The sequence below is a fragment of the Kribbella pratensis genome (assembly GCF_004365355.1).
Taxonomy (GTDB): Bacteria; Actinomycetota; Actinomycetes; order Propionibacteriales; family Kribbellaceae; genus Kribbella.
Genome location: NZ_SODP01000003.1, coordinates 122,838 through 143,563, shown reverse-complemented (window position 1 = coordinate 143,563; position 20,726 = coordinate 122,838). Strand labels below are relative to the sequence as shown.

At 68.6% G+C, this 20,726-nt stretch carries 23 protein-coding genes; 7 read left to right on the top strand and 16 right to left on the bottom strand.

The window, feature by feature from the left end:
• Window positions 1-4: 4 nt before the first annotated feature.
• The 6 genes from EV653_RS28375 to EV653_RS28350 all read right to left on the bottom strand — a co-directional run bounded on the left by EV653_RS28375 (window position 5) and on the right by EV653_RS28350 (window position 5,240).
• The gene (locus EV653_RS28375) at window positions 5-778 is read right to left on the bottom strand and encodes an MlaE family ABC transporter permease (protein WP_134107142.1); all 774 of its coding nucleotides are present in this window, start codon (window positions 776-778) and stop codon (window positions 5-7) included.
• On the bottom strand, window positions 775-1,722 hold the full coding sequence (locus EV653_RS28370) for an ABC transporter ATP-binding protein (protein WP_134107140.1): 948 nt from the start codon (window positions 1,720-1,722) through the stop codon (window positions 775-777). Before EV653_RS28370 ends, EV653_RS28375 begins: the two co-directional genes overlap by 4 nt.
• Before the next feature lie 224 nt (window positions 1,723-1,946).
• Window positions 1,947-2,336 carry a 50S ribosomal protein L7/L12 gene (gene rplL, locus EV653_RS28365; RefSeq protein ID WP_134107138.1) on the bottom strand — a complete coding sequence of 130 codons (390 nt, stop codon included), beginning with the start codon at window positions 2,334-2,336 and terminating at the stop codon, window positions 1,947-1,949.
• Window positions 2,337-2,403: 67 nt separating this feature from the next.
• Window positions 2,404-3,027: a 50S ribosomal protein L10 gene (rplJ, locus tag EV653_RS28360; RefSeq protein WP_134107136.1), complete on the bottom strand. Its 624-nt coding sequence runs from the start codon at window positions 3,025-3,027 to the stop codon at window positions 2,404-2,406.
• A 216-nt stretch (window positions 3,028-3,243) separates the two neighbouring features.
• Window positions 3,244-4,431 (bottom strand): MFS transporter, encoded by a 1,188-nt coding sequence (locus EV653_RS28355; RefSeq protein WP_134107134.1) that lies wholly within the window; start codon window positions 4,429-4,431, stop codon window positions 3,244-3,246.
• Window positions 4,431-5,240 (bottom strand): IclR family transcriptional regulator, encoded by an 810-nt coding sequence (locus tag EV653_RS28350; protein WP_202871880.1) that lies wholly within the window; start codon window positions 5,238-5,240, stop codon window positions 4,431-4,433. The genes EV653_RS28355 and EV653_RS28350 overlap by 1 nt, the downstream gene beginning before the upstream one ends.
• Window positions 5,241-5,292: 52 nt before the next feature.
• Between EV653_RS28350 and EV653_RS28345 the strand changes: the two genes are divergently transcribed.
• Complete coding sequence (locus tag EV653_RS28345; protein ID WP_202871879.1) at window positions 5,293-5,880, top strand: hypothetical protein; 588 nt, start codon at window positions 5,293-5,295, stop codon at window positions 5,878-5,880.
• On the opposite strand, the gene EV653_RS28340 is transcribed toward EV653_RS28345, so the two are convergent.
• From EV653_RS28340 to EV653_RS28330, 3 genes are read right to left on the bottom strand one after another with little or no spacing between them, the layout of a single operon-like run.
• Window positions 5,877-6,281, bottom strand: coding sequence for a RidA family protein (locus EV653_RS28340; RefSeq protein WP_134107130.1), 405 nt, complete (start codon window positions 6,279-6,281; stop codon window positions 5,877-5,879). The two genes, EV653_RS28345 and EV653_RS28340, sit on opposite strands and share 4 nt — an antisense overlap.
• A 15-nt stretch (window positions 6,282-6,296) precedes the next feature.
• A complete protein-coding gene (locus EV653_RS28335) occupies window positions 6,297-7,031 on the bottom strand; it encodes an IclR family transcriptional regulator (protein WP_134107128.1) in 735 nt (244 codons plus the stop codon).
• Complete coding sequence (locus EV653_RS28330; protein ID WP_134107126.1) at window positions 7,028-8,038, bottom strand: sugar kinase; 1,011 nt, start codon at window positions 8,036-8,038, stop codon at window positions 7,028-7,030. The genes EV653_RS28335 and EV653_RS28330 overlap by 4 nt, the downstream gene beginning before the upstream one ends.
• Window positions 8,039-8,170: 132 nt before the next feature.
• Between EV653_RS28330 and EV653_RS28325 the strand changes: the two genes are divergently transcribed.
• From EV653_RS28325 to EV653_RS28315, 3 genes are all read left to right on the top strand, one after another.
• Window positions 8,171-9,475 (top strand): amino acid deaminase, encoded by a 1,305-nt coding sequence (locus EV653_RS28325; protein WP_134107124.1) that lies wholly within the window; start codon window positions 8,171-8,173, stop codon window positions 9,473-9,475.
• 120 nt (window positions 9,476-9,595) lie between these two features.
• Window positions 9,596-11,185: an N-acyl-D-amino-acid deacylase family protein gene (locus tag EV653_RS28320; protein WP_134107122.1), complete on the top strand. Its 1,590-nt coding sequence runs from the start codon at window positions 9,596-9,598 to the stop codon at window positions 11,183-11,185.
• Between the two features lie 12 nt (window positions 11,186-11,197).
• On the top strand, window positions 11,198-11,830 hold the full coding sequence (locus tag EV653_RS28315; RefSeq protein WP_134107120.1) for a bifunctional 4-hydroxy-2-oxoglutarate aldolase/2-dehydro-3-deoxy-phosphogluconate aldolase: 633 nt from the start codon (window positions 11,198-11,200) through the stop codon (window positions 11,828-11,830).
• Here EV653_RS28315 and EV653_RS28310 read toward each other — a convergent pair whose 3' ends face one another.
• The 3 genes from EV653_RS28310 to EV653_RS28300 are packed head-to-tail and all read right to left on the bottom strand — an operon-like array spanning window position 11,831 to window position 14,446.
• Entirely contained in the window at window positions 11,831-12,502 is a 672-nt protein-coding gene (locus tag EV653_RS28310; protein ID WP_134107118.1) for a DUF4097 family beta strand repeat-containing protein, read from the bottom strand.
• 20 nt (window positions 12,503-12,522) lie between these two features.
• Window positions 12,523-13,167: a response regulator transcription factor gene (locus EV653_RS28305; RefSeq protein ID WP_134109271.1), complete on the bottom strand. Its 645-nt coding sequence runs from the start codon at window positions 13,165-13,167 to the stop codon at window positions 12,523-12,525.
• A 1-nt stretch (window position 13,168) separates the two neighbouring features.
• Window positions 13,169-14,446 (bottom strand): sensor histidine kinase, encoded by a 1,278-nt coding sequence (locus EV653_RS28300; protein ID WP_134107116.1) that lies wholly within the window; start codon window positions 14,444-14,446, stop codon window positions 13,169-13,171.
• Window positions 14,447-14,612: 166 nt separating this feature from the next.
• Here EV653_RS28300 and EV653_RS28295 point away from each other — a divergent pair, with 166 nt between their 5' ends.
• Window positions 14,613-15,122, top strand: a complete 510-nt coding sequence (locus EV653_RS28295; RefSeq protein WP_134107114.1) for a hypothetical protein — start codon at window positions 14,613-14,615, stop codon at window positions 15,120-15,122.
• On the opposite strand, the gene srmL is transcribed toward EV653_RS28295, so the two are convergent.
• Entirely contained in the window at window positions 15,109-16,230 is a 1,122-nt protein-coding gene (gene srmL / locus EV653_RS28290; protein WP_134107112.1) for a PheS-related mystery ligase SrmL, read from the bottom strand. The genes EV653_RS28295 and srmL overlap by 14 nt on opposite strands.
• A 226-nt stretch (window positions 16,231-16,456) precedes the next feature.
• Between srmL and EV653_RS28285 the strand changes: the two genes are divergently transcribed.
• Window positions 16,457-17,494 carry an alpha-hydroxy acid oxidase gene (locus EV653_RS28285; protein ID WP_134107110.1) on the top strand — a complete coding sequence of 346 codons (1,038 nt, stop codon included), beginning with the start codon at window positions 16,457-16,459 and terminating at the stop codon, window positions 17,492-17,494.
• The gene (locus tag EV653_RS28280; RefSeq protein WP_134107108.1) at window positions 17,491-18,330 is read left to right on the top strand and encodes a methionyl-tRNA formyltransferase; all 840 of its coding nucleotides are present in this window, start codon (window positions 17,491-17,493) and stop codon (window positions 18,328-18,330) included. Before EV653_RS28285 ends, EV653_RS28280 begins: the two co-directional genes overlap by 4 nt.
• 54 nt (window positions 18,331-18,384) lie before the next feature.
• Here the strand turns inward: EV653_RS28280 and rplA are convergent, their stop codons facing one another.
• From rplA to nusG, 3 genes are all read right to left on the bottom strand, one after another.
• Entirely contained in the window at window positions 18,385-19,107 is a 723-nt protein-coding gene (rplA, locus tag EV653_RS28275) for a 50S ribosomal protein L1 (RefSeq protein WP_134107106.1), read from the bottom strand.
• A 79-nt stretch (window positions 19,108-19,186) separates the two neighbouring features.
• On the bottom strand, window positions 19,187-19,618 hold the full coding sequence (gene rplK / locus EV653_RS28270; RefSeq protein ID WP_134107104.1) for a 50S ribosomal protein L11: 432 nt from the start codon (window positions 19,616-19,618) through the stop codon (window positions 19,187-19,189).
• A gap of 12 nt (window positions 19,619-19,630) precedes the next feature.
• On the bottom strand, window positions 19,631-20,602 hold the full coding sequence (nusG, locus tag EV653_RS28265; protein WP_166679658.1) for a transcription termination/antitermination protein NusG: 972 nt from the start codon (window positions 20,600-20,602) through the stop codon (window positions 19,631-19,633).
• Window positions 20,603-20,726: the final 124 nt, after the last annotated feature.

The following is a 20,726-nucleotide window of genomic DNA, read 5'->3' as shown; positions in this document are numbered from 1 at the left end:
CACGTCACGCCCCCTTCGGCGGGACGAGCTGGAAGTAGATCGCGGTCATCGAGAAGTTCGCGACGAACAGCAGCATGAACGTGATGACGACGGACTGGTTCACCGCGTCGCCGACACCCTTCGGTCCGCCGCCCGCGTTCACACCCTTGTACGCCGCGACGACCGCGGCGATGAAGCCGAACACCAGCGCCTTCGCCTGGCCCTGCCACAGGTCGGGCAGGTGGGCGAGCGCGGTGAAGGACGCGATGTAGCTACCTGGTGTGCCGTCCTGCAGCACGACGTTGAAGACGTAGCCGCCCATCACGCCGACCACGCTGACGAACCCGTTCAGGAAGAACGCGACCAGCATCGTCGCCAGCACCCGCGGTACGACGAGACGCTGGATCGGGTCGATGCCGAGCACCATCATCGCGTCGAGCTCTTCACGGATCTTCCGCGAACCGAGGTCCGCGCAGATCGCCGAGCCACCGGCCCCGGCGATCAGCAACGCGGTCGCGATCGGCGACGCCTCACGGACGACGGCCAGCACCGCGGCCGAGCCGGTGAACGCCTGCGCGCCGAACTGCTTGATCAGGCCGCCGACCTGCAGCGCGATCACCGCGCCGAACGGGATCGCGACCAGCGCGGTGGGGATGATCGTCACGCTCGCGACGAACCAGGCCTGCTGGAGGAACTCCTTCACCTGGAACGGCCGGCGGAACGTGGCCCGGCCGGTGTCGAGCGCGAAGGCGAACAGCGAACCTGCATGCTTCAGCGGGGCGGTTGGGGAAACTGTCACCTGGCGCCCACCACGTTCGACTCGAATGATCCCGGTGGCGGGGTGACTCCGTTCTCGCGGCACCAGGCGCCCGGCTCGCGCTGGGTCGGGCGAAGCATGCCGCTGCTGGGCAGCTGCTGGATCGGGATCGGCGGCAGCGGCGGCAGCTCCTGGCCGGCCTCGGCGGCCAGCTCTTCGGCGTCCTTCTCCTCGGACATCCCGATCGGGCCGACCATCTGCGCGTTCAGGAACTGGCGGACCACCGGCTCCTCGCTGGACAGCAGCATCTCCCGCGGGCCGAACATGGCCAGGTGCCGGTGGTACAGCATGCCGATGTTGTCCGGGACCGTCCGCGCGGTGTTCACGTCGTGGGTGACGATCAGGAACGTCGGGCTGAACGCCTCGTTCAGGTCGATCATCACCTGGTTGAGGAACGACGTACGGACCGGGTCGAGACCGGAGTCGGGCTCGTCGACGAGCAGGATCTCGGGGTCGAGGACCAGCGCGCGGGCCAGGCCGGCCCGCTTGCGCATCCCGCCGGAGATCTCGCCGGGCAGCTTCCGCTCGGCGCCGACCAGGCCGACCATCTCCATCTTCTCCATCACGATGGAGCGGATGTCGGACTCGGACTTCTTGGTGTGCTCGCGCAGCGGGAACGCGACGTTGTCGTACAGGTTCATCGAGCCGAACATCGCGCCGTCCTGGAACAGCACACCGAACAGCCGGCGGATGTCGTACAGCTCACGCTCGCTGCAGGTGGCGATGTCGGTGCCCTCGATCCAGACATGCCCCTTGTCGGGCTTCAGCAGCCCGATCAGCGTCTTCAGGAACACCGACTTGCCGGTGCCGGACGGGCCGAGCATCACGCAGATCTCACCGGCCGGCAGGGTCAGGGACACGTCGCCCCAGATCAGCTGGCTACCGAAGGACTTGGTGAGACCTTCGACGCGGACTTCGACGCCCACCGGTCCTCCTCACGGGAATGATCTGACTGGCCCCGAACCGACGAGTACTCCGGTTCCAACGACGGGGCAGTGGCCTAGGTTACGCACGAGTACGTTTTTTCGTAACCCCTAGCTGTCAAGCGGTTGCGATCCTAACCATGACCAAATGCAAGAAGGGCGGCCCCCTTGCGGGGACCGCCCTTCTCTACACATTCGTTACGCTCCGGAACGGAACGTAACTGAGGTCACTTCAGGGTGACGGTGGCGCCGGCGCCCTCGAGGGCCTCCTTGGCCTTCTCCGCGGCAGCCTTGTCGACCTTCTCCAGGACGGCCTTGGGGGCCGACTCGACGAGGTCCTTGGCCTCCTTCAGCCCAAGGCTGGTGAGACCGCGCACCTCCTTGATGACCTGGATCTTCTTGTCGCCGGCGCTCTCGAGAACGACGTCGAACTCGTCCTGCTCCGCGGCCTCTTCGGCCGGGGCGCCTCCACCCGCGGCCGGGGCAGCGGCAACGGCGACCGGGGCGGCGGCGGTGACGCCGAACTCCTCCTCGAAAGCCTTAACGAACTCCGACAGCTCCAGCAGGGTCAGTTCCTTGAACTGGCCGAGGAGCTCTTCGGTGCTGAGCTTCGCCATGATGGCGGTCCTTCCTGACAAATGTTGCTTGGTGATCACTGATGGGGTGTTGCGGATGAGATCTGCCTCAGCTCTCGGCTGAAGCGGTCTCCTCGGTGCTCGCCTCGGCAGGTGCCTCGACCGTGTCCTGCACGGCCGGTGCCTCGTCCGCCACTGCATCCTGCGCAGGAGCGTCGTCGGCCGGCAGCTTGTCCTGCAGCGCCGCGAACAGGCGCGCGGCCTGCGACAGCGGAGCAGCGAACAGCGACACCGCTTGCTGCGGGGCCGCCTTCATCGCACCTGCGAGCTTCGCGAGGAGGACCTCACGCGACTCCAGGTCAGCGAGCTTGCTGATCTCGTCAGAGCCGAGTGCCTTGCCTTCCAGCACTCCACCCTTGATGACGAGCAGGGGGTTCGCCTTGGCGAAGTCACGCAGTCCCTTGGCCGCAACCACCGGGTCGCCCTTGATAAAGGCGATCGCGGAGGGGCCTTCGAGCAGCGAGTCGAACGAGTCGACACCTGCGTCCTTGGCCGCGATCTTGGTCAGCGTGTTCTTCACCACGGCGTAGTTCACGTCGTCACCGAGCGCAGTCCGGAGTTGCTTGAGCTGCGCAACGGTGAGACCGCGGTACTCGGTCAGCACGGCGCCATTGGAGCTACGGAACTCGTCCGTCAGCTCCGCGACAGCGGCTGCCTTGTCCGGCCTCGCCATGGGGGTCTCCTTCTATCGGCTTCCACGCCTTGGACCCCTGACGAAAGAGAAACGCCCCTGCGCAGGCGCAAGGGCGTGAACATACGTGCTTCACTTTCCAAGTCACCTGCGCGGGCCGCCCACCTGAGTGGGACTTTCAGCTACCTAGGGCAGCAACCAGCGGTCTTCGGCAGTAACCAGTGTGCCTGGTGCAGAGCGTTTGACCAAATCGGTTGTTCAGGCGGCCTGTTCCGTCCGTGGATGAGGCGGGATCCAGCGGTGCATCGCCGTGGCCGCCGCCCAGCCTGTTCCCGCCATGATGACGATCGCCGGACCCAGCCCGAGGAGCGCAGTCGCGCCGGCCAGCAGTAGTGGCCCCGCGCCGTTTCCCGTGTCCGCGAACAACCGGAAGGCGCCCAGGAACTGCGCCCGTCCGACCGGAGGCGACGCGTCGGCACCCAGCGTCATGATGACGCCCGCGCCGAGCCCGTTCCCGATCCCCATCAGCAGCGCCACCAGAGTCAGCGTGACGGCGGTGTGGGTGAGCGGTAGTAAGAGGTGCGCCAGCCCCAGCACGAACATCGACGGTACGGCGACCCACTTGCGGCCCAACCGGTCCATCACGGATCCGGCTGGATAGAACAGCAGCATGTCCACCGCACCGGACAGTCCGAAGATGATGCTGGTCGTCTGCGGATCCAGCCCGATGTGCAGCGCCCACAGCGGGATCACCACCTGCCGGGACGCGCGGACAGCTCCTACGAGTAGTGCTCCGACGCCGAGAGTTCGCAGTACTGGGAAGTGGTCGCGGATGACGACCCAGGTCGACTGTGCGGCAACCGGGCGGCTCCCCCTGGGGCGGCCTTCGATGTCCGGCAGGCTCAGCAGGACTCCGCACGCCAGCAGCGCGGCGACCAGATGCACCCAGTACGCGCCGTCCGTGCCCAGGAACTTCATCGCACCGGCGCCGAGGAACGGACCGATGAAGGAGCCGATGCGCTGGACGCCGCCGAGGGTCGACAGCGCACGAGCACGCAGTTCGATCGGGACGGCCTCGCTCAGATAAGCCTGGCGGGCAAGGCCCCAGACCGCGCCGGCCAGTCCGGTGCAGCCGATGGCGATAGCGAGGCCCCACACGTTCGGCACGACGAGACAAGCAGCCAGTGCGAGCGAGACCAGCACAGTGGCAGCCAGCATCGCGCTGCGCTCACCGATGCGGTTCGTCAGCGCACCGGCCGGGATGTCACCGATCACCTGGCCCAGTCCGGCCGCAGCGACAACCAGACCGGCGACTGCTACTGAGGCTCCGAGATGTGTCGCGGACAGTGCGACGACCGGCGCGATCGCGCCCTGACCGATTCCGTACAGCAGCGCGGGCAGATAGACCGCGGGGGCGATCTTGAGGAGGCTCCTGGCCTGGGACATCACCGGCCGCCGGCCAGCGCCGTACTGCGGTCCCGTGCGGCCGGGGTGGCGCCCAGCAACTCCGACACCGACCAGGCACCCGCGACGACCCTCATCCCGAACTCCTCCATCCGCTCCACCGGCATCCGCATCTCGGGGCCGGACACACTCAGACAGCCCGCGACCTGTCCGGAGTAGCCGAACACCGGCGCCGCCACGCTGCAGATCCCCGCGGTCCGCTCGGTCCTCGACATCGCGTACCCGCGCCGGCGGATGTCCGCGAACTGCTCGGCCAGTACGCCGGGATCGGTGATGGTGGCCGGCTGGACCTGCTCGAGCGGGCCCTTCAGGACCTCCTGCTGCCGCTCGAACGGCAGGAACGCGAGCAACGACTTCCCCGGCGCACCGAGCGGTAACGCGACCGGCAGGCCGAATTCCGTGTAGGTACGGCGCAGCTGGTGGTGACTCTCGACCTGGTCCAGTACGACGCGCTGCCCGGACGGCAGCAGCTCGTGCACGGCCGCGGTCTCCCCTGTGTCATCGCGGAGTGCACGGAGCACTGGCATCGCAGCGTCCCGCAGGCCTGCCGGAATCCCACCGCTGTGCGCGAGCTGCACGACCAGCGGACCGATCGCGTACCGCCGGTGAGCCGTCTGCCGGACGAGCCCGTTCTCTTGCATCGCCAGCAACAGCCGATGCACGGTGCTCGTGGACAGACCGGTCGCCCGGGCCAGATCACTGATCCCGAGATCCGGAGTACGCGCGTCGAAACACCGCAGGAGCGCCACAGCCCTGTCTATGGACTGCACCGACCCTCGCGTTTCCTGCATTGTGAAACCATATCCCGCCATACGGGATGCCTGTCGAGATAGGGTCCAGCCGGTGAACATCACTGCGTGCTGGAGCGCCCTCGACAGCTGGCTCTACCAGCACGCGCCCACGACGTACGCCGTACTCGCACCGCCGGCCACTGAATCGGACCTACGGGTCGCTGTCGAGCTGCCACCTGAGCTGATCGAGTCGCTGCGCTGCCGTAACGGCCTCACGGCGTGGGCGAACCTGCTGCCCGAGGCGCAGCCGTCGAGTGCTGCTCAGATTGCCCAGAGCCGGCAGTTGCGGATGGAGCTGGCGGCGGATTTCGGCGGGTTCGTCGTCCGTCCGCCTGCTACGGAGCCGTACTGGCATCCCGCCTGGATCCCCTGGGCCGACAGCGATGGCGACCTCCAGGTCATCGACGTCCGCACCGGTCGCCTCGGCATGGCGGCTCACGACGGCACCGGCGACTTCACGGACGGCTGGCCGGACCTCGCGGCCTACCTGTCAGAGGTGGTGCACTCGTTGCACCACGGCACGGGGGTCAACGGCTGGTATCCGTACCTCACCACCCGGCAGGAGCTGTGGTGGGACCGCGGGCCGGACCAGCAGGCCGTCAACGACGAGCCGCTGGTCCGAGCACCAGCACAGAACTAGCTCAGAACGGCGAGGGCGTCGATCTCGACGAGCATGTCCGGCAGCGGGAGGCCGGTGAAGACGGTGGTGCGGGACGGGAGGACGCCGCTCGGGGTGCGGGTCGACACGAAGTCGGCGTACGCCTCGTTCATCGCGGCGAAGTTGTCGCGCTCGGTGAGGTAGACGCGGAGCATGACCACGTCGTCGATACTCGCCCCGCCGGCCTTCAGGATCGCTTCGATGTTCTGCAGGACACGGGTGGTCTGGGCCTTCACGTCACCGTGGAACACGAAGTCGCCGCTGGCCGGGTCGACCGAGCCCTGGCCGGACACCTGCAGGATGTTGCCCTTGCGGACGCCCTGGGAGAACACGGGCATCGGCGGCGGCGCGTCGGTGGTGGAGACGACGGTCTTGTCGGACATCAGGTCTGACACCTCTCAGTTGTAGTCGGCACTGATCGCGTTGGCGGTGGCGAGCAGCTCGGGTAGCAGTTCGAGCACCTGCTCATAGTTCAGCAGTACGTCGGGAACCGACAGCGACACGGCCCCCACAACGCGACCGCTGCTGTCCTTCAGCGGCGCACCGATGCAGTTGATGAACGCCTCGTGCTCCGCCTTGTCCTGGGCCCAGCCACGCTCCCTGACGGTGTCCAGCTCGTCCCGCAGCCGGTCCGGGTCGGTGATCGTGTTCGGCGTGTACACGTGATAGTCCAGTGACTCGATCAGCGCCTCCCGCGGCCGCTTGGGCTGCGCAGCGAGCAGGACCTTGCCGACAGCAGTGCAGTGCAGCGCGGCCGGTACGCCGATCTGGGAGTACATCCGCACCGATCGCACGCTGTCGAGCTTGTCGACGTAGATGACCTCACCGTTCTCCCACGCCGCGAGGTGGACGGTCTGGCCGGTCTTCTGGTTCAGCTCACGCAGATGCGGTGCAGCAACTTCACGTACGACGTGTTGCTCGCGCGCTACGTCCGCGAGAGCGAACAGGCGGGACCCGAGCCGGTAGCGGTGCGCGGCGTCCCGGCGTACGAACCGGTCTGCTTCCATGGTGCGCAGCAGCCGCAGCACTGTGGTCTTGTGAACGCCCAACTCCGCGGCGAGCTGGTCGAGCGAGCGCTCGCCCTCACCGAGACTGGTGAGGATCTGCAGCGCCCGACCGAGGCTCTGACTCATGCCGGGCCGATCTTCGTAGCCGCCCACGCCTCGTCGGTGCAGTTCAGCAACCGCTCCCGCACCTCCGGCGCCGGGGGTGGCGCGTGATCCTCTGGCGCCGTCAGCACAGCGGCGGCGGTCAAATGCCCCAACCGCAACCGCTGAACCATCGGAAGCTTCTGCAACGTGCCGGTGAGGAACCCCGCCGCAAACGCATCCCCCGCTCCGACCGTCTCGACGACGTCGACGGTCAGCGCTGGGACCTCGGTGCGTCCATCCGGCTCGAGCACCATCGCAATGTGCGCGTCGTCCTTCACCACCAAGGTCTTCGCCCCCAGACGCTCGTACAACTCGTCCGGATCACGGGTCCCCGCAAAGACCTCCGCCTCATCCGCGCCGATCAGCACGATGTCGGCCGCCTTCAGCAACCGCCACAGCGGAGCCGGATCCTTGTCCCGCCACAGCATCGGCCGCCAGTTCAGGTCGACGCTCAGCAGGAACGACCGCGGCTCCGTGGCCAACCGCTCCAACATCTGCGCGCTGCTCGCAGAGATCGCCGCAGTGATGCCGGTGGTGTGCACCAGCCGCGCCTGCTCGAGCCGTTCGCGCACAGCGGGCCGGTCCAGGAACGCGGGGTCCATAGCGGCAGCCGCAGACCCGGTCCGGTAGTAGTGCATCCGCGAGCGACCGTCTTCCGACTCCTTCACATACAGAGCCGTCGGCCGGACCTCGTCCACCTCCACGCCCCCGACCTCAACGCCCCGCTGCTGCAGATCCCGCAGTACGTGCTGACCGAACCCGTCATCCCCCAGCCTCGAGATCCACGCCGTCGGAACACCCAGCGCAGCAAGGCCGCCGGCCACGTTGCACTCCGCGCCGCCGACCGACCGCCGGAACACCTCGACATCCGCGAGCGGCCCCGGCCCGCCGGCCAGCATGATCATCGCTTCGCCGATGCAGACTGCGGCTGTCTCGGGGGCTGTCTCGCGGGCTGTCTCGGGGGCCGTCTCAGGGAGCGGTTCGGGCATCGGCACTCCTTGGCGGCGGGGTGATGGGATGGGGGTGTGCGTTGACGCAACTTTGGCCGCGATGCTACAACCGACGAGTCAGAATACGCAATGAGCGTTGCGTATTCTGCAACTTCGACCCCAGGGGATCAGATGCCTGCTTACGATGCCGCCGCCGTCGCCGCTCTCGCTGACCAGCAGGTGAGCTGGCGGGACAAGGCCCTGCCGCCCGGCTTCTGGGGCCGGACCGTCGCCGAGGTCGTCGCCGACCGGCCACGGCTCTCCCAGCTGCCCACCCCACTGATGACGCTGTCCGCACCGGGCCTGCGGCACAACGTGGACACGCTCGACACCTGGTGCAAACGCCACGGCGTCGAGCTCGCGCCGCACGGCAAGACGACGATGGCGCCCGCCCTCTGGGCTATGCAGCTGGATGCCGGCGCCTGGGGGATCACGCTCGCGAACGGCTTCCAGCTCGGCGTCGCCCGCGCGTACGGCGTACAGCGGGTGCTGATCGCGAACGCCGTGATCTCCCCGCTGCAACTCCGCTGGATCGCGGACGAGCTCGCCGCGGACCCGTCGTTCGAGGTGATGGTGTGGGCCGACTCGGTCCGCACCGTCGAGATCATGGAGGCAGCACGGTCGGCGTACGTCGGACCCGACGCGCGCCCGCTCGATGTCATGGTCGAGGTCGGCGGCATCGGCGGCCGGACCGGCGCCCGCGATGCCGAGACCGCTCTGGCCGTCGGCCATGCGATCGCGGACGCGTCGACGCTGCGGCTCGTCGGCGTGGCCGGGTACGAAGGCGCGATCGGGCACGGTGTCGACGAGGCCAACCTCGAGGAGGTCCGCGCGTACCTGCGCGACCTGGCCGAGGTCCACCACCGGCTCAAGAGCGTGTACGACGCGGACGTCGTACCCATCGTCAGTGCGGGCGGGAGCCAGTACTTCGAGCAGGTCGCGAAGGTCCTCGCATCGGAGGCCGGCGACGGCGCGCGGGTGGTACTGCGATCGGGCGCTTACATCACCCACGACGACGGGCTGTACCGCCGGGTGTCTCCGCTCGGCGAGCACCCGCGGACCGACGGCGAGCAACTCGTCTCGGCGATGCACGGCTGGATGCGGATCACGTCCCAGCCAGAGCCCGGCCTGGCGATCTTCGACGGCGGGCGTCGCGACTTCCCCTTCGACCAGGACTGGCCCGAACCGCAGCTGATCCGGCCGCGGGCCGAGGGTTCGCCGATCCTGCCTGCCACCGGGATGACCGTCACCAACCTGAACGACCAGCACGGCTACCTGCGCTTCGGCGACGAGCAGTCGGTGGTGATCGGCGACGAACTCCGCGTCGGCCTCTCCCACCCCTGTACGGCGTTCGACAAGTGGGGCCTGATCCCGGTCATCGACGACCCCGACGCGGCCGATCCGGTCATCGTCGACCTGGTCCGGACGTTCTTCTGAGATGACTCTATTGATGCCACGCCTCCGGCGCGACGGGTCACGGGGCTGGAACTCCCGTCCTTCCCTCGTCGCTCCGGTCGCTTCGCTCCCTCCGCTCCTCAGTCCAGGACGGGAGGCCCCGTGACCGGTCTCCTCATCACCCGGGCGCTGGTCATCGACGGCACCGGCTCCCCCGGATACCGCGCCGACGTCGCGGTCGACGCCGGACGGATCGTGGCCATCGGCCACGACCTGCCCGCGGCGGACCGGACGATCGACGCCGACGGGCTGGTGCTGTCGCCCGGGTTCATCGACATGCACTCGCACTCGGACCTGCAGATCCTGGTCAACCCCGACCACACCGCGAAGGTCAGCCAGGGTGTCACACTCGAGGTGCTCGGCCAGGACGGGCTGTCGTTCGCACCGATCGACGATCCGACGCGGGCCGTCGTACGTCGTCAGATCGCCGGCTGGAACGGTGAACCGGACGACTTCGACTTCAACTGGTCGACCGTCGCCGGGTATCTCGACCGCCTCGACCAGGGCATAGCCTGCAACGCGGCGTACCTGGTCCCGCAGGGCACGCTGCGGATGATGGTCGTTGGCACGTCCAACCGTCCGGCGACCGCTTCGGAACTCGCGACGATGAAGCAACTGCTCGCGGACGGCCTGCGGGACGGCGCGGTCGGGATGAGCAGCGGGCTGACGTACACACCCGGTATGTTCGCCGGCACCGACGAGCTCGTCGAGTTGTGCGAGGTCGTCGCGCAGTACGGCGGGTACTACGCCCCGCACCAACGCTCGTACGGCAAGGGCGCGCTCGAGGCGTACGCCGAGATGATCGAGGTGGCACGCCGTTCCGGCTGTGCGCTGCACCTCACGCACGCGGTGATGAACTTCGCGCCGAACGCCGGCCGCGGGGTCGAGCTGGTCGCGATGATCGACGAGGCGCTCACCGGCGGGATCGACGTCACCACCGACACCTACCCGTACTTGCCTGGGGCAACCACTCTGGCCGCGATCCTGCCGAGCTGGACCGCCGAGGGTGGGCCGGACGCCTTGCTGTCCCGGCTCGGCGATCCGGACGCCCGCGCGAAGATCACCTACGAGCTCGAGCAGGTCGGCTCGGACGGTTGCCACGGCTGCGTCGTCGAGTGGGACACGATTGAGATCGGCGGCGTCCGCAACCCCCTGCTGGCCGACGCCGTCGGTCACACCGTCGCCGAGCTTTCGGCGCGCTCCGGCACCCCTGCCGCCGAGATCTTCTTCGACCTCCTGGTCGGCGACGACCTCGCCACGTCGATCCTGCAGCACGTCGGCCACGAGGAGAACGTCCGCGCGATCATGCAGCACCCGTCGCACACCGGCGGCTCGGACGGGATCCTGGTCGGCGGCAAGCCGCACCCGCGTTCCTGGGGCACCTTCCCCCGCTACCTCGCCCATTACGTCCGTGAGCTCGGCATCCTCGAGCTCACCGACTGCATCCACCATCTCACCGGCCGCGCGGCGCGCCGCCTCCGCCTACCCGACCGGGGCTTCGTCCGCGAGGGATACGCCGCCGACCTGGTGCTCTTCGACCCCGCCAAGGTCCGGGACGCGGCCACCTTCCCCGAGCCCCGCCAGCAGGCCGAAGGCATCCCGTACGTCTTCGTCAACGGCGTCGCCGTCATCGACGACTCGCATCGAACGACCGCCCGCCCCGGCCACGCCATTCGCCGTACCACCAGCTGAGAGGAACTCGTTGTGAACACCTTGGAGCTGCTTCGAGCCGACCGGGTGCTGACCGTCGTCCGCGCCCCGGAGATCTCCGACGCCCGCGACCTCTGCGCCGCACTGGTTGCCGGCGGCATCCATGTCGTCGAGCTCACCTACACCACCCCCGATCTCCCCCGGCACCTGGAACGCGCCGCGTCCACCGCCGCCGAGACCGGGGCAGTGGTCGGCGCCGGCACCGTACAGACCGCCGATCAGGCAACGCAGGCGATCAACGCCGGCGCCCAGTTCCTCGTCACCCCCGGACAAGGCCCCGAGGCCGCCGCCATCGCCGAAGCAGCGCGCGCCGCGGGGATCCCCGTCGTACTGGGCGCCTTCACCCCCTCCGAGGTGATGACGGCGCTGGCTCTCGGCTCGACCGCGGTGAAGATCTTCCCGGCGCATCACCTCGGCCCGAAGTACTTCAAGGACCTCAACGGCCCGTTCCCCGGCGTACCGCTGATCCCGTCCGGCGGCGTCAACGCCACCAACGCGCACGATTTCCTGGCCGCCGGCGCCCTGGCGGTCAGCGCGGGCACCGACGTCGTCTCCCCCGCCGACGTCGCCGCGGCCAACTGGTCGTCCATCACCACCAAGGCAAAGACCTTCTGCGCCGCCCTGTAGCTATTGGATGGTGATGCTGCCGTAGCTGGATCGCAGGTAGAGGTGCCGGGTGGCAGCGGGATCGCTCGGCACATGGAGGTCGGTGGAACCCTGCGCGGCGATCGCGTCGATCGCGTACGTCGCGCCGGGCGGCACCCGGACCGTCAGCGATCCGTCGCTCGTGGTCGCCGACACCTGGTCGGGCGGGCTGTCGAAGCTCAACGTGGCCGAACCGCGCTGGACGTCGACCGATACGCGCGGACTCCGCACCCGGACCAGGTCGACCGACCCGTCTTTGACAGCCAGGCTCAGCGGCGACGAGACGCCGATCACGTTGACCGAGGCGGCCTCGACCTTCGCCTGGACCGCCGCGGCCGTCGGGACCTCGACCGTCAGATCCACCGAGCAATGCGTATCCGGACACCTGGTCTCGACGAGCAACTGGCCGCCCTCCGTCGACACCTTCACGTCCGGCTTCGCCGCGGCATACGTCCCGTCGACGTTCACATGCACGTGCCCGTCGACGCTGGCCAGCACCTGGGTCGGCACGTCGGCTGTGATCCGCGTCCCGTCGACCCCCGGAGCGAAGCCGGCCGAGTAGCTGTACGGCAGCTTGCCGCGAATCACCGACACCGTCACCGCGGCGCCGGTGATGACGAACACCAGCAACGGCACCAGTCCGATGATCAGCATCCTTCGCTGAGCGCTCGTCATCACGTGCCCAGGAACTTGAGGACGGCGAGCACCCGGCGATGTTCCCCGTCGGTCGGCGTGAGGTTGAGCTTCAGGAAGATGTTGCTGATGTGCTTCTCCACAGCGCCCTCACCGACCACCAGCGCCTGCGCGATCCCGCCGTTCGACTTGCCCTCGGCCATCGCGCGGAGAACGTCCTGTTCCCGCGGGCTCAGCACCGCGAGCGGATCCACGCGCCGCGAACGCACCAGCAGCTGCGAGATCACCTCGGGGTCCAGCGCCGCGCCACCACCCGCGACCCGGCGCAGTCCGTCGATGAACTGATCCACATCGGCGACCCGGTCCTTCAGCAGGTACCCGACACCACCTGGGTTCCCACCGATCAGCTCACTCGCATACCGCTCCTCGACGTACTGCGAGAGCACGAGTACGCCGACATCCGCGTACTGTTCGCGGATCACCAACGCCGCTCGCAGCCCTTCGTCGGTGAACGTCGGCGGCATCCGTACGTCGACCACGCAGACGTCGGGCCGATGCGCCTCGACAGCCTTCAGCAGTGCGTCGCCGTCCCCGACCGCCGCGACCACCGTGCAGTCCTGCTCCTCCAGCAGTCGCACAATGCCTTCACGCAGCAGCACCGAGTCCTCGGCGATCACCACCCGCAGCTCAGCCACAAGGCACCTCCGCGATCAGCGTGGTCCCGCCACCGGGCGGGCTGTCCACCGTGAGTCGTCCGTCCACGCCGGCCACCCGGTCCGTCAGCCCACGCAACCCGCTGCCGCCGGACGGATCGGCACCACCTTGTCCGTCGTCACGTACCTCGACCCGCAGTACGTCGCCGACCCGTGTCACCCGCACCTCCGCTTGAGCCGCCTCTGCGTGTTTGGCCACGTTGGCAAGCGCCTCCGTCACGACGAAGTACGCGATCGACTCGATCGTCAGCGACGGCCGGGGCTGTACGTCGACACTCAGCCGGACGGGCACCGGTGAACGGGCCGCGACCGCGGACAGCGCCGCGTCCAGACCACGATCGGTCAGCACCGGAGGATGCAGTCCGCGAGTGAGGTCGCGGATCTCCGCGATCGCCTGCATCGCCTCCGAGTGCGCCTCCTCGATCAGCGTGCGTACGGCGGGCTCCTTGTCGCCCAACCGGTTCTTCGCCCGCCCGAGGGTCATCGCGAGCGAGACGAGCCGCTGTTGCGCGCCATCGTGCAGGTCGCGCTCCATCCGCCGGCGCTCGGCCTCAACGGAGTCGACGACCTGTTGCCGGCTCGTCACCAGCTGGGAGACGCGCTCGGCCAGTGCACCGGTCTCGGACCGGCCGAGCAGCGACCGGGCGAGCTCCGCGTCCAGCGCCGACGCCGCGCGAATCAGGAAGGGCGACGCCAGAAGCAAGAACAGCGCCGCGATCGCCGCCACCACCGACGCCCTCGTGACGGTGTCGATCACGAACGGCCCGAGCTGCGCCTGTGCGGCGGCGTAGTTCGAGTAGTACGCCGGTAGGGCGATCAGCACCGGCGGGACGGACCAGGCAACCACGATCAGCACGATCCAGGTCATTGCCAGCGGCAACAGCAGGACGTAGTACAGGAACTGCCGCCACAGTCCTTGGTCCGTCACCGCCTGCCGGGCGTCGGCGATCCGCGAGCCGGTCGGCAGCGGTGGCACCAACGGCTGGATCTGCTGCCCACGGGTGATCCGCGCCCGGGCCAGCTCCCAGCCGGCCACGTAGTAAACGAATCGGTTTGCACCGACGGTCAGCGGGATCCCGACGTACGCCAGCGGCCAGGCGAGGATCGCGACCGCGACCGTCAGCAGGACCAGCAGGCCGGACGTCAGCACGACCACCGCGTCGCCGAGCAGGTGGATCGTTGCCAACCACAAGTACGGTGAACGCCACAGCCGCCATGGAGCCCGGGGAACCGGGTTCGCCGCAACCGTCATCCGGACCACCTCCCCGTGTCAGCGCCTGCTTGCCGTCACAACTTACGTCGTCGGGACGGGCAGCCGGTATGAGGACATCCCACGGAGCCGGCCGGGGGTTATCCCCACCCCGGTTCGTGGGCTGACCGGACTGTGCCGGACGACCGCCGCCGGGATGCTCGAAGCCATGACGACGACACTCGGCAACAGGGTCGCTGACACCCTGGACGGCAAGCTCGGCGACGCGATCGACGACCGGGTGGCCGATGCCCTCGAGGACTACATCGCCGAGGGGCGGCTGGACGGCCGGATCCGCCCACGCCGCTCCCCTCAAGGTCTGGCCGCGCTGGTCGCCGCGGGCGTTGCGGCGGTGTTGCTTCCGTGGTGCCTGATCCTCGCGGCCACGCTGCCGAGCACCTACCAGGCCGGCCACTGGAAGCTCACCTGGATCGGGCTCGACTGCGGCACCGCGATCGCCGCGGGCCTCACGGCGTACCTGCTGCACAAACGCAACAGGTACGCCGCTCTGACCGCGATGGCCGCCGGGACGCTGCTGACGGCCGACGCCTGGTTCGACGTGAGTACCGCGTCGGCCGGCTTCGACCGCACCCTCTCGCTGACCGAGGCCCTGCTGCTGGAGCTGCCCCTGGCCGTGTGCGCGTTCGTGGTCGCGGCCCGCGAACTCAAGAGGCGATGAGCTCCATCACCGGACCTTCGTGCAGGGCCCGGTACACCTTGTCGCGCAGGGAATTGGCTTCCGCGTCGGTCAGAGTGCGGTCGACCGGCCGGAGGACCAGCCTGACCAGCAGATTGCGTTGACCAGGCGTCAGCCGGAGGCGTTCGCGGGCAGCCGCCGGCAAGTCGTCGTACGACGTTTCGCCCAGCACCTCCAGCGACTCCGCGGCATCGGCGTCCGGGCCGAGTGCGGCACGGACCTTGTCACCGAGGACTTCCGCCGACACATCCGCTGACGCGCCGACCACGACGGACAGGTCGCGTCGTACCGGCGGCATGGACGAGACCGGCTTGTACGGCGAGAGATCCAGCATCTGGCTCGCCACCCGCGGCTCCGTCGACCTGAGCAGGCGGATGTCCCGGATGCCCTTGCGGAGCATCATCAGCCGGTCGAGACCGGGGCCCATCGCCAGTCCGGTCCAGCTCTCGTCCAAGCCGGCCAGGCGCAGGACGTGCGGCGCCGCAACCCCGCACTCGCCGATCTCGATCCACTGATCATCCAGCAGAACGTCGATCTGACGGCCGTGGATCGTGTACGGGTGCACCGCCGGCACAGTTCGGTAGGTCTGGCCGGGGAGGATCGTGTCGACCAGGCGGGCGATCATCTCCTCCAGTTCCGGCTCGCCCAGCGTGACGTTGCGGCTGACCCGCCACAGATCGAGCTGGTGCGGGGTCCCGGTGTGCTGCCAGTCGACGGAGTCGCGGCGGTAGCAGATGCCCGCGCAGATCATCAGCACATCGGATGCGTCCGAGTTGGCCAGTTCACGCAGCGCCGGCGGGATCATCGCGGACGTGTGACTACGCAGTACTTCGGTGTCCGAGACGTAGCGCGTGTAGCGAGCCTCCCGGGTCACCGCGTCGGTCGCGTAGCCGAGGTTGTCGTAGTTGTCGGCCAGCGGTACGACGGGATGATCGCGGCGCGTCCAGATCTCGGTGTACGGCCAGGCCGCGCCCAGCGACGTACGGATCGAATCGACGATCAACTGGACGGCGTGTGGTCCCTGAGCAGGGTCCGTGAGGTCGCGGAGGGCCAGGGCAGCGTGCAGTTCTTCAGCAGTGAGGACAGACATGAGTTTCTCTCCAGGATGACGGTCTCGACGGGGGTCCACCCCGGTCGGCCGCGGTCACCTCAGGAGAGAGCGCAGCAGCAGCTCACCCCGTCGGCACCGTCGTGCCGGCCGGGGCGCAGAAATCGCCGCCCGTACCGCGTCATGCCCTCAACTGTACCGCCCGCACCCCAGCGCCGCCCGCGAAATTCATCTGGTCCCGATCCGAACGGGTGCGACGATGAGCCGCATGCGATGGATCGACACCCTGGAAGCTGCCGCCGCCGAGAAGTTGCCGGAGGCGGTGCACCGGTACTTCCGGCAAGGCTCCGCGGGCGGTGTCAGCGTCGGCGAGGCGACCGCGGCGTGGTCGGCGTACCGCTTCCGCCCGCACGTGCTGAACGACGTCTCCGCGATCGACCTCAGGACGACGGTCCTCGGCGTACCCGTCGACGCACCGATCCTGGTCTCGCCGTCGACTATGCACCGGATGGCCGACCCGGACGGCGAGCTCGCGATGGCACGCGGCGTCGGCGCCGCGAAGTCGCTGCTCGGGATCTCCAGCAACGCGGGTACGACGTTCGCCGAGCTCGGTGCTACCGGGGTGCCGTGGTGGCTGCAGATCTACATCCTGCGGAACCGCGAGATCACCCGCCGGATGCTCGACGGCGCGGTCGAAGCCGGTGCGCGAGCCGTCGTACTCACCGTCGACACACCGGTGGTCGGCCGGAAGGAGGACGACGGCGACACGGTCTGGGACCTGGCGCAACCCGGACAGTTCCTGGCCAACCTGCCGGACGGCGACTGGACCGACGACGACCTCGACAAGGCCGACGACCTGAACCCGGACGTGATCGGCTGGCTCGCCGAGCGCACCGGTCTGCCGGTGGTGGTGAAGGGCGTACTCCGCGGCGACGACGCGAAACGCTGCGCCGACGCGGGCGCCGCCGGAATCATCGTCTCGAACCACGGCGGCCGCCAGCTCGACGCCTCGATCCCGACCGCCCGCGCCCTACCCGAGGTCGCCGAAGCCCTGGCCGGAACCGGAGTCGAGCTGTACGTCGACGGCGGGATCCGTCGCGGCGAACACATCCTCGCTGCCCTGGCGCTGGGCGCCCGAGCGGTCTTCGTCGGCCGGCCCGCGCTCTGGGCCTTGACTGTTGACTCCTCGGCCGGAGTGACCCGGCTGATCACCGAGCTCGGCGAAGAACTCGACCACACCCTGCGCCTGATCGGCCAACCGACGCCGTCCTCGCTGACCCCCGACCTTGTCACCCTCGGAAGATGACGTTGCGGATCGTCGGCCTGAACGCGTTCCTGCCCGGCTTCCGGCTGGTGCACGAATTCGCCGAACAGAACGGGCACGAGCTCGTCCTGGTGGTGACGCTGCCCGAGACCGGGAGGTACGGCGCCGACGATCCGATGGTCGCCGGACTGCCGGACGAGACGAATGTCCTGATCACCCGCAAGCTCCGTACCGTCGCGGCCCCGGTGATCGCCGCGCTCCGGCCGGACGTGGTCATCTCCGCCGCCTTCCCCCGGCTGATACCGGACGAGATCCTCGAGATCCCGAAGTACGGCGCGATCAACTGCCACCCGTCGCCGCTGCCCGCGGGGCGCGGACCGACACCGCAGCGGCTGATCTACGAAGGTGACGAGCGGGTCGGGGCGACGGTGCACCGGACCGCGTCGGAGTTCGACACCGGCGCGATCCTCGCCCAGCGCATCACGCCGCTGCCGGACGATCTCAACGGCACCGGGCTGATGCAGTCCTGGGGCACGCTACTGCGCGAGTGCCTCGCCGAGGCCGTACCGCGTATGGTGGCCGGCGATCCTGGTGAGCCGCAAGACCCCGCTCTGGCCTCCGAGGCGCCCTTCTTCACCGACGCCGAACGTCTCCTGGACCTGACCGAGCCGTCCCGCGTCATCCGCCGCAAATGCGCCGCCCTCAACGTCACCGCTCCGAGCGCTCTGGCCGATCTGGACGGCGCGACCCACCTCATCGTCCGCACCGACCCGGCTGACGTCTCCCGCTCAGCTGCACCCGGCACCGTCCTCGCGCGCCACGACGACGGCTGGACCGTCCAGACAGCCGACCACGCCCTCCGACTGACCCGGGGCTGACAAGCAGCAAGCCCCCGGGAGATCCCGGGGGCTTGCTGTGTGAAGAGGTGAGGCTCAGGCCTCGACCGACTCCTCGGTCAGGTTGCGGGACAGGTTGGGGTCAACCTGGACACCCGGTCCCATCGTGGTCGAGAAGACCGTCTTCTTGATGTAGCGACCCTTCGAGCTGGCCGGCTTGAGCCGGAGGATCTCGTCGAGCGCCGCGCCGTAGTTCTCCACCAGCTGGGCCTCGTCGAACGACGCCTTGCCGATGATGAAGTGCAGGTTCGCGTGCCGGTCGACCCGGAACTCGATCTTGCCGCCCTTGATGTCGTTCACGGCCTTCACCACGTCGGGGGTGACCGTGCCGGTCTTCGGGTTCGGCATCAGACCACGCGGGCCGAGGACGCGGCCGAGGCGGCCGACCTTGCCCATCAGGTCAGGGGTCGCGACGACGGCGTCGAAGTCGAGCCAGCCGTCGGTCACCTTCTTGATCATGTCGTCGTCGCCGACGAAGTCGGCGCCGGCGGCCTTCGCCTGCTCGGCCTTCTCACCGGTGGCGAAGACGAGGACCCGTGCCGTCTTGCCAGTACCGTGCGGAAGGTTGACGGTGCCGCGCACCATCTGGTCGGCCTTGCGAGGGTCGACCCCGAGACGCATCGCGACGTCCACGGTCGAGTTGAACTTCTTGCTGCCGGCGGCCTCCTTGGCCAGCCGGATCGCCTCGAGCGGCGTGTACAGGTGATCGAAGTCGATCTTCTCCGCGGCGGCGCGGTAAGCCTTGCTGCGCTGTGCCATTGCTGTTCCTCTCTGGGGTGTGGTGTCCGGGCGGCGCTTCGCCCTGCCACAACTACTGATTGCTTGGGGTGTACGGCGATCAGCCGTCGACCGTGACGCCCATCGAACGGGCGGTGCCCTCGATGATCTTCATCGCGGCGTCGATGTCACGGGCGTTCAGGTCCGGCATCTTGGTCGTGGCGATCTCGCGGACCTGGTCCTTGGTGATCTTGCCGACCTTGTCGCGCTGCGGAACGGCGGAGCCCTTCTGCAGCCCGGCGGCCTTCTTGATCATCTCCGGCGCCGGCGGCGTCTTGGTGATGAAGCTGAAGGTCCGGTCTTCGTAGATCGTGATCTCGACCGGTACGACGTTTCCGCGCATGGACTCCGTCTGGGCGTTGTACGCCTTGCAGAACTCCATGATGTTGACGCCGTGCGGACCGAGCGCGGTACCGACCGGCGGTGCCGGCGTCGCGGCACCGGCCTGGAGCTGCACCTTGACCAGGGCAGCGATCTTCTTCTTGGGAGGCATTCTGTCGGGTCCTTAGACTTTCTGGATCTGGTTGAAGCTGAGTTCCACCGGGGTCTCCCGGCCGAAAATCTCCACCAGGGCCTTGATCCGCTGGGCCTCGGCATTGATCTCCGTGACTGTGGCGTGCAGGGTCGCGAACGGCCCGTCGACCACCATGACCGAGTCACCGACACCGAAGTCGGCAACCTCGACCTTCTTCTTGGCCGCGGTCTTGGCGGGTGCGGCGCCGGCTTCGGCTGCCGCCGCCTCGGCCGCCGCCACGACGGCCGGAGCGAGCATCTTCTCAACCTCTTCGAGGCTGAGCGGGACCGGCTTCTGGCTGTTCCCGACGAAGCCGGTCACCGACGGCGTGTGCCGCACGGTCGACCAGGACTCGTCGGTCAGGTCCATCCGGACCAGCACGTAGCCGGGGAGGACGGTGCGCTTGACCATCCGGCGCTGACCGTTCTTGATCTCGGCGACCTCTTCGGTCGGCACGATGATCTCGAAGATGTAGTCCTCCATGTTCAGGGAGTTGATCCGGTTCTCCAGGTTGCCCTTGACCCGGTTCTCCATCCCTGAGTACGTGTGCACGACGTACCAGTCGCCGATCTGCGAACGCAGCCGGCTGCGGAGCTCCTCGAGCGGGTCGCCCGGCTCCTCCGGCTCCGGCTCCGCCTCGACGGCCGCCTCGGCGGTCTCGTCGTCGGCTGAGTCCTCGTCCTCGTCCTCGGCGGTCTCGTCGTCGGCGTCCGCGCCGCTCGAGAACACGACCGCGTCCGGCTCGGCCGGCGCCTCGGTGGTGTCCTCCGGCGCGGTCTCGGCGGTCTCCTCGGCCAGCTCCTCGGTGGCGTCCTCGACGTCCTCCTCGGTCACGACCTCGGGCTCCTCGGCCTCGTCGTCGGCCGCGACCACCACCAGCGGCTCGTCGTCGGAGTCGTCCGCGTCCGCCGGCGGCTCCTCGGAGTCGTCGTCCGCGACGTACTCGTCCGCGACGTCGGTGATGTCGTCGTCCTCGTCCTCATCGTCGTCGTCGAGATCCGCGAACGGGTCGTCATCGTCGTCGTCACCGAAGAGGTCATCGTCGGTGTCGTTCTCGTCGAACTCGAGATCGTCGTCGGACTCGGAT

Excerpts from the sequence above, each read along its gene's own strand:
- rplL (WP_134107138.1), bottom strand. The coding sequence starts at position 2,336 with ATGGCGAAGCTCAGCACCGAAGAGCTCCTCGGCCAGTTCAAGGAACTG.
- rplJ (WP_134107136.1), bottom strand. The coding sequence starts at position 3,027 with ATGGCGAGGCCGGACAAGGCAGCCGCTGTCGCGGAGCTGACGGACGAG.
- EV653_RS28355 (WP_134107134.1), bottom strand. The coding sequence starts at position 4,431 with ATGTCCCAGGCCAGGAGCCTCCTCAAGATCGCCCCCGCGGTCTATCTG.
- EV653_RS28350 (WP_202871880.1), bottom strand. The coding sequence starts at position 5,240 with ATGCAGGAAACGCGAGGGTCGGTGCAGTCCATAGACAGGGCTGTGGCG.
- EV653_RS28340 (WP_134107130.1), bottom strand. The coding sequence starts at position 6,281 with ATGTCCGACAAGACCGTCGTCTCCACCACCGACGCGCCGCCGCCGATG.
- EV653_RS28335 (WP_134107128.1), bottom strand. The coding sequence starts at position 7,031 with ATGAGTCAGAGCCTCGGTCGGGCGCTGCAGATCCTCACCAGTCTCGGT.
- EV653_RS28330 (WP_134107126.1), bottom strand. The coding sequence starts at position 8,038 with ATGCCCGAACCGCTCCCTGAGACGGCCCCCGAGACAGCCCGCGAGACA.
- EV653_RS28325 (WP_134107124.1), top strand. The coding sequence starts at position 8,171 with ATGCCTGCTTACGATGCCGCCGCCGTCGCCGCTCTCGCTGACCAGCAG.
- EV653_RS28310 (WP_134107118.1), bottom strand. The coding sequence starts at position 12,502 with ATGCTGATCATCGGACTGGTGCCGTTGCTGGTGTTCGTCATCACCGGC.
- EV653_RS28300 (WP_134107116.1), bottom strand. The coding sequence starts at position 14,446 with ATGACGGTTGCGGCGAACCCGGTTCCCCGGGCTCCATGGCGGCTGTGG.
- EV653_RS28295 (WP_134107114.1), top strand. The coding sequence starts at position 14,613 with ATGACGACGACACTCGGCAACAGGGTCGCTGACACCCTGGACGGCAAG.
- srmL (WP_134107112.1), bottom strand. The coding sequence starts at position 16,230 with ATGTCTGTCCTCACTGCTGAAGAACTGCACGCTGCCCTGGCCCTCCGC.
- EV653_RS28285 (WP_134107110.1), top strand. The coding sequence starts at position 16,457 with ATGCGATGGATCGACACCCTGGAAGCTGCCGCCGCCGAGAAGTTGCCG.
- EV653_RS28280 (WP_134107108.1), top strand. The coding sequence starts at position 17,491 with ATGACGTTGCGGATCGTCGGCCTGAACGCGTTCCTGCCCGGCTTCCGG.
- rplA (WP_134107106.1), bottom strand. The coding sequence starts at position 19,107 with ATGGCACAGCGCAGCAAGGCTTACCGCGCCGCCGCGGAGAAGATCGAC.
- rplK (WP_134107104.1), bottom strand. The coding sequence starts at position 19,618 with ATGCCTCCCAAGAAGAAGATCGCTGCCCTGGTCAAGGTGCAGCTCCAG.